This window comes from Pseudomonas sp. BN607, from assembly GCF_029871175.1.
Taxonomy (GTDB): domain Bacteria; phylum Pseudomonadota; class Gammaproteobacteria; order Pseudomonadales; family Pseudomonadaceae; genus Aquipseudomonas.
On sequence record NZ_SSOE01000066.1, the window covers coordinates 24341 to 30726 of the forward strand.

At 62.0% G+C, this 6386-nt stretch carries 4 protein-coding genes and 2 tRNA genes; 5 read left to right on the top strand and 1 reads right to left on the bottom strand.

Annotated elements, in window-relative coordinates; all coding sequences use genetic code 11:
- Positions 1 to 62: 62 nt before the first annotated feature.
- Positions 63 to 1082, bottom strand: coding sequence for an outer membrane protein assembly factor BamD (locus tag E8E68_RS23055; protein WP_266028703.1), 1020 nt, complete (start codon positions 1080 to 1082; stop codon positions 63 to 65).
- 147 nt (positions 1083 to 1229) lie between these two features.
- Here E8E68_RS23055 and rluD point away from each other — a divergent pair, with 147 nt between their 5' ends.
- From rluD to E8E68_RS23080, 5 genes are all read left to right on the top strand, one after another.
- On the top strand, positions 1230 to 2192 hold the full coding sequence (gene rluD / locus E8E68_RS23060; RefSeq protein WP_266028702.1) for a 23S rRNA pseudouridine(1911/1915/1917) synthase RluD: 963 nt from the start codon (positions 1230 to 1232) through the stop codon (positions 2190 to 2192).
- On the top strand, positions 2189 to 2929 hold the full coding sequence (gene pgeF, locus E8E68_RS23065; RefSeq protein ID WP_280345199.1) for a peptidoglycan editing factor PgeF: 741 nt from the start codon (positions 2189 to 2191) through the stop codon (positions 2927 to 2929). The genes rluD and pgeF overlap by 4 nt, the downstream gene beginning before the upstream one ends.
- Before the next feature lie 229 nt (positions 2930 to 3158).
- A complete protein-coding gene (gene clpB, locus E8E68_RS23070; RefSeq protein WP_266028700.1) occupies positions 3159 to 5723 on the top strand; it encodes an ATP-dependent chaperone ClpB in 2565 nt (854 codons plus the stop codon).
- Positions 5724 to 6162: 439 nt separating this feature from the next.
- Positions 6163 to 6238: transfer RNA gene (locus tag E8E68_RS23075), tRNA-Asn, on the top strand.
- Positions 6239 to 6241: 3 nt separating this feature from the next.
- Positions 6242 to 6318: transfer RNA gene (locus E8E68_RS23080), tRNA-Pro, on the top strand.
- Positions 6319 to 6386 lie beyond the last annotated feature (68 nt).

Genomic DNA, 6386 nt, shown 5'->3' on the forward strand with positions numbered 1-6386 from the left:
AGTCTAGGACGCGGCCAATAAAAAAGGGAGGCCCAAGGCCTCCCTTTCATTCACCGCTGAGGTCAGTCGAACAGACCAAAGGTCATGTAGCTGAACCAGGAGCGGTCTTTCTCGGCTTCCTTCGGGCCTTCCGGCACGATCGGGTTGCCGTTCTCGTCTTTTGGCAGCAGCTCTTGCGGCATCTCGTCGCGGGCATCCTGGAACTGCTTGACCACGTCCTGGTTGGCGCGGGTTTCGCCCGGCGGCAGCGGGGTGTCGGTCTCGATCAGGCCCAGGGTGGCCTTGGACAGCCAGCCGCGGCCGTCAGACTCGGTCTGCTTGGGCTGGAACTCGCCATCCACCAGGCTCGGGTGGTCCGGGTAGTTGAGCTTGAGGGTTTCCAGGCTGCTGGCCGCCAGTTCGTCCAGGTGCATCTTCTGGTACGCCTCGACCATGACCGCCAGGCCGTCGCCGACCGATGGGGTTTCCTGGAAGTTTTCTACCACGTACCGGCCGCGGTTGGCGGCAGCCACATAAGCCTGGCGGCTCAGGTAGTAGTCGGCCACGTGGATTTCGTACGAAGCCAGCAGGTTGCGCAGGTAGATCATGCGCTGCTTGGCGTCTGGCGCGTAACGGCTGTTAGGGAAGCGGCTGGTCAGCTGGGCGAACTCGTTGTACGAGTCGCGCGCGGCACCCGGGTCACGCTTGGTCATGTCCAGCGGCAGGAAGCGCGCCAGCAGGCCGCGGTCCTGGTCGAACGACGTCAGGCCTTTCAGGTAGTAGGCGTAGTCGACGTTCGGGTGCTGCGGGTGCAGGCGGATGAAGCGCTCGGCAGCCGACTTGGCAGCCTCGGGCTCGGCGTTCTTGTAGTTGGCGTAGATCAGCTCGAGCTGCGCCTGGTCGGCATAGCGGCCGAACGGGTAGCGCGATTCCAGGGCCTTGAGCTTGTTCACGGCGCTGGTATAGCTGGAGTTGTCCAGGTCAGCCTGGGCCTGTTGATACAGCTCGGCCTCGCTGAGGTTCTCGTCGATGACTTCCTTATTCGAGGAACAGGCCGCGGTGAGCCCAAGGATGGCGATCAGCAGCAGGTGTTTCACTTGCATGGCGGCTTGCGTCCCTTTGACGGCCGCTGTTTTGGGCGGTGCCGTCCTGTTATGATGAGCGCCCCGGCCAACCCCGGGACAAAAGAAGCCGTATTTAACCACAAGCTCGCAGCCGAAACCAAAGGCTGTGCGCCCGCCGAATCGAGCATGTCCGAGATCATTCAACTTAGCGCAGAGGTACCGTCCGAACTGGGCGGTCAACGCCTCGACCAGGTCGCCGCCCAATTGTTCGCCGAGTACTCGCGTTCGCGGCTAACTTCGTGGATCAAAGAGGGCCGCCTGACGGTCGATGGTGCCGTCGTGCGCCCTCGCGACATTGTCCATGGTGGTTCGCAGCTTATCCTGGAGGCCGAGCAAGAGGCCCAGGGTGAGTGGGTCGCCGAAGATATCGAACTGGATATCGTCTACGAAGACGACCATATCATGGTGATCAACAAGCCTGCCGGGCTGGTTGTGCACCCGGCCGCCGGGCATGCCAGCGGCACCCTGCTGAATGCGCTGCTGCACCATGTGCCAGACATCGTCAACGTACCGCGCGCCGGTATCGTGCACCGCCTGGACAAGGACACCACCGGCCTGATGGTGGTAGCCAAGACCCTGCAGGCGCAGACCAAGCTGGTCGAGCAGATGCAGGCGCGCAAGGTCAGCCGCATCTATGAGTGCATCGTGATCGGCGTGGTCACCGCCGGCGGCAAGATCGACGCCCCGATCGGCCGCCACGGCGGCATGCGCCAGCGCATGGCGGTGACCGACGGCGGCAAGCCAGCGGTCAGCCACTACCGTGTGCTCAAGCGCTTCCGGTCGCACACCCATGTGCGGGTAAAGCTGGAAACCGGCCGTACCCACCAGATTCGCGTGCACATGGCCCATGTCGGTTTCCCGCTGGTCGGCGACCAGACATACGGCGGGCGCTTCCGCATTCCGCCGGCTGCCAGCCCAACCATGGTCGAGGCGGTAAAAACCTTCCCGCGTCAGGCCCTGCATGCGCGTTTCCTCGCCTTGGCCCACCCGATTACCGGTGAGATCATGAAGTGGGAATCGCCACTGCCGGACGACTTCGTCTGGTTGCTGTCGCTGCTCAACCAGGACCGCGAGAGCTTTATCGGATGAGTGGGCTGACGCAGTCGCTGCTGTTCCCCGACTGGCCGGCCCCGGCCTCGGTACGCGCCTGCGTCACCACCCGTCAGGGCGGCGTAAGCCTGCCGCCCTACGAAACCTTCAACCTTGGCGACCATGTTGGTGATGACCCTGCCGCGGTCGCCGAGAACCGTCGCCGCCTGAGCGATCAGTTCGCCATCCAGCCGGCCTGGCTCAAGCAGGTGCATGGGCTGGTGGTGGCAGATGCCAACCCGGCTGTGGTGGCCGAGGCCGACGCCAGCTTCACCGACCGGCCGGGTATTGCCTGTACGGTGATGACCGCCGATTGTCTGCCAGCGCTCTTCTGCGACCGTGCGGGTACCCGCGTGGCTGCCGCGCATGCCGGCTGGCGCGGGTTGGCTGGCGGCGTGCTGGAAGCCACATTGGACCGCTTGGCCTTGGCACCCGAAGACGTGCTGGTATGGTTGGGCCCGGCGATTGGCCCCAAGGCATTCGAAGTCGGGCTGGAAGTGCGGGACGCCTTTACTGCCGTGCACCCCGAAGCGGCCCGGGCCTTTGTCGACGGCGAACGGCCAGGCAAGCTGTTGGCGGATATCTATGAACTGGCGCGTATTCGCCTGGCCGCCCGTGGGGTGACTGCTGTTTATGGCGGTGGTTTGTGCACGGTCAGTGATGCGCGGTTCTTCTCCTATCGCCGTACCCCGCAGGGTGGGCGTTTTGCATCGTTGGTCTGGCTGGACCCGCGCTAGCCTGTACCGGCCTCTTCGCGGGCACGCCCGCTGCCACAGAGATTCGTGTACCTGCGGGGGCGGGCATGCGCGCGAATGGCCCTCGTTAATCCAACAGGTTGACTTCGGTCAACCCCGCTACGCTTGAATCTTCCAGAATCAGCCTTATCTATAAAGTCATCTCAGGCAGGTTTCTTTATAAACAGGCGCTGTCCATCGCTCCGACCTGCCCTTTAAAGGAAGGTACACCATGCGAATAGACCGTTTGACCAGCAAGCTGCAATTAGCAATTTCCGATGCCCAATCCCTGGCCGTTGGCATGGACCACCCAGCCATCGAGCCCGTGCACCTGTTGCAGGCCCTGCTCGAGCAGCAAGGTGGCTCGATCAAGCCCCTGTTGATGCAGGTAGGTTTCGACATCAACAGCCTGCGCCAAGCGCTGGTGAAAGAACTCGACCAGCTGCCGAAAATCCAGAACCCCACCGGCGACGTGAACATGTCGCAGGACCTGGCGCGCCTGCTCAACCAGGCCGACCGCCTGGCCCAGCAGAAGGGCGACCAGTTCATTTCCAGCGAGCTGGTGGTGCTGGCCGCCATGGACGAGAACAGCAAGCTTGGCAAGTTGCTGCTGAGCCAGGGCGTAAGCAAGAAGGCCCTGGAAAATGCCATCAACAACCTGCGCGGCGGCGCGGCGGTGAATGACGCCAACGCCGAGGAGTCGCGCCAGGCCCTGGACAAGTACACCGTCGACCTGACCAAGCGTGCCGAGGAAGGCAAGCTGGACCCGGTGATCGGCCGTGACGACGAAATCCGCCGTACCGTGCAGGTGCTGCAACGCCGTACCAAGAACAACCCGGTGCTGATCGGTGAGCCTGGCGTGGGTAAAACCGCCATCGCCGAAGGCCTTGCCCAGCGCATCATCAACGGCGAAGTGCCCGACGGCCTGAAAGGCAAGCGCCTGCTGGCGCTGGACATGGGCGCGCTGATTGCTGGTGCCAAGTACCGCGGTGAGTTCGAAGAGCGCTTGAAAAGCCTGCTGAATGAACTGTCCAAGCAGGAAGGCCAGATCATCCTGTTCATCGACGAACTGCACACCATGGTCGGCGCTGGCAAAGGCGAGGGCGCCATGGACGCCGGTAACATGCTCAAGCCGGCCCTGGCCCGTGGCGAGTTGCATTGCGTTGGCGCCACCACGCTGAACGAGTACCGCCAGTTCATCGAGAAGGACGCCGCCCTGGAGCGCCGCTTCCAGAAGGTGCTGGTCGAAGAGCCGAGCGAGGAAGACACCATCGCCATCCTGCGTGGCCTGAAAGAGCGCTATGAAGTGCACCACAAGGTGGCCATCACCGACGGTGCCATCATCGCTGCGGCCAAGCTCAGCCACCGCTACATCACCGACCGCCAGCTGCCGGACAAGGCCATCGACCTGATCGACGAAGCGGCCAGCCGCATCCGCATGGAGATCGACTCCAAGCCGGAAGTGCTCGACCGCCTTGATCGTCGCCTGATCCAGTTGAAGGTGGAATCCCAGGCGCTGAAGAAGGAAGAAGACGAAGCCGCTAAAAAGCGCCTGGAGAAACTGACCGAGGAAATCGAACGGCTGGAGCGTGAGTATTCCGACCTGGAAGAAATCTGGGCGTCGGAGAAGGCCGAAGTGCAGGGCTCTGCGCAGATCCAGCAAAAGATCGAACAGGCCCGCCAGGAGCTGGAAGCCGCCCGTCGCAAAGGCGACCTGAACCGCATGGCCGAGCTGCAGTACGGGGTTATCCCCGACCTGGAGCGCAGCCTGCAGATGGTCGACCAGCACGGCAAGACCGAGAACCAGTTGCTGCGCAACAAGGTGACCGAGGAAGAAATTGCCGAAGTGGTGTCGAAGTGGACCGGCATTCCGGTTGCCAAGATGCTGGAAGGCGAGCGCGAGAAGCTGCTGAAAATGGAAGAGCTGCTGCACCAGCGCGTGATCGGCCAGGGCGAGGCAGTAACTGCCGTGGCCAACGCCGTGCGCCGCTCGCGGGCCGGGTTGTCCGACCCGAACCGGCCAAGTGGTTCGTTCCTGTTCCTTGGCCCGACCGGTGTGGGCAAGACCGAGCTGTGCAAGGCGCTGGCCGAGTTCCTGTTCGACACCGAGGAGGCGATGGTGCGCATCGACATGTCCGAGTTCATGGAGAAGCACTCCGTGGCTCGCCTGATCGGTGCACCACCAGGCTATGTCGGTTATGAAGAGGGCGGTTACCTGACCGAGGCTGTACGGCGCAAGCCTTACTCGGTGGTGCTGCTGGACGAGGTGGAAAAAGCCCACCCGGATGTGTTCAACGTGCTGTTGCAGGTGCTGGAAGACGGCCGCCTGACCGACAGCCACGGGCGCACCGTGGACTTCCGCAACACGGTGATCGTGATGACCTCCAACCTGGGCTCGGCGCAGATCCAGGAGCTGGTCGGTGACCGCGAGGCACAACGTGCGGCCGTCATGGATGCCGTGGGGGCGCACTTCCGTCCAGAGTTCATCAACCGCATCGACGAAGTGGTGGTGTTCGAGCCATTGGGCCGCGAGCAGATTGCCGGCATTACCGAAATCCAGCTGGGCCGCCTGCGCAGCCGTTTGCTGGAGCGCGAACTGTCGCTGAGCCTGAGCCCAGAGGCGTTGGACAAGCTGATTGCCGTGGGTTACGACCCGGTGTACGGCGCACGGCCGCTGAAGCGGGCGATTCAGCGCTGGATCGAAAACCCGCTGGCGCAGCTGATTCTGGCAGGCAAGTTCTTGCCGGGTTCGGCGATCACCGCCAAGGTCGAAGGCGACGAAATCGTCTTTGGCTGATTCCGTTGCACCATGAGCCCCGCCTTGGCGGGGCTTTTTTTTGCCGCTTTCACAGGTATCCGCGCTTGCGCTGAGCCTGAGGCAGGGGCTGGAGGCGTCAAACCGCCGCGAAGAGGCGGGCACAGGCCCAGCAAATTCGGGCGTTTCAGACCTGCTGGGATAACCTGCTGAAATTTTTGAAATTTCTGCTTGCATCAAAAAACGAGTGCCCCTAATATACGCCGCGTTGTCAGGCACTAAGCGAATCACCAGCAACAACGGTGACCGCAAAACAACTTACAAATCAGTAAGTTGAATGAAAAAAAGTGGTTGACAAGCAAAACGAAGAATGTAGAATAGCCGGCCTCAGCAGCGACAAAGCGAAAGCAGCGAAGCTCTAGAGTCCGAAGCAAACACAGTCTTCGGAGTAGCAAATCGGAAAGTAGTACCGAAGTTCAGTTCCGCGATAGCTCAGTCGGTAGAGCAAATGACTGTTAATCATTGGGTCCCTGGTTCGAGTCCAGGTCGCGGAGCCATCTCGGGGTGTAGCGCAGTCCGGTAGCGCGCCTGCTTTGGGAGCAGGATGTCAGGAGTTCGAATCCCCTCACCCCGACCATTTTCCGGGTCGTTAGCTCAGTTGGTAGAGCAGTTGGCTTTTAACCAATTGGTCGTAGGTTCGAATCC

Coding starts and splice junctions, on each gene's coding strand:
- E8E68_RS23055 (WP_266028703.1), bottom strand. CDS start 1,082: ATGCAAGTGAAACACCTGCTGCTGATCGCCATCCTTGGGCTCACCGCG.
- rluD (WP_266028702.1), top strand. CDS start 1,230: ATGTCCGAGATCATTCAACTTAGCGCAGAGGTACCGTCCGAACTGGGC.
- pgeF (WP_280345199.1), top strand. CDS start 2,189: ATGAGTGGGCTGACGCAGTCGCTGCTGTTCCCCGACTGGCCGGCCCCG.
- clpB (WP_266028700.1), top strand. CDS start 3,159: ATGCGAATAGACCGTTTGACCAGCAAGCTGCAATTAGCAATTTCCGAT.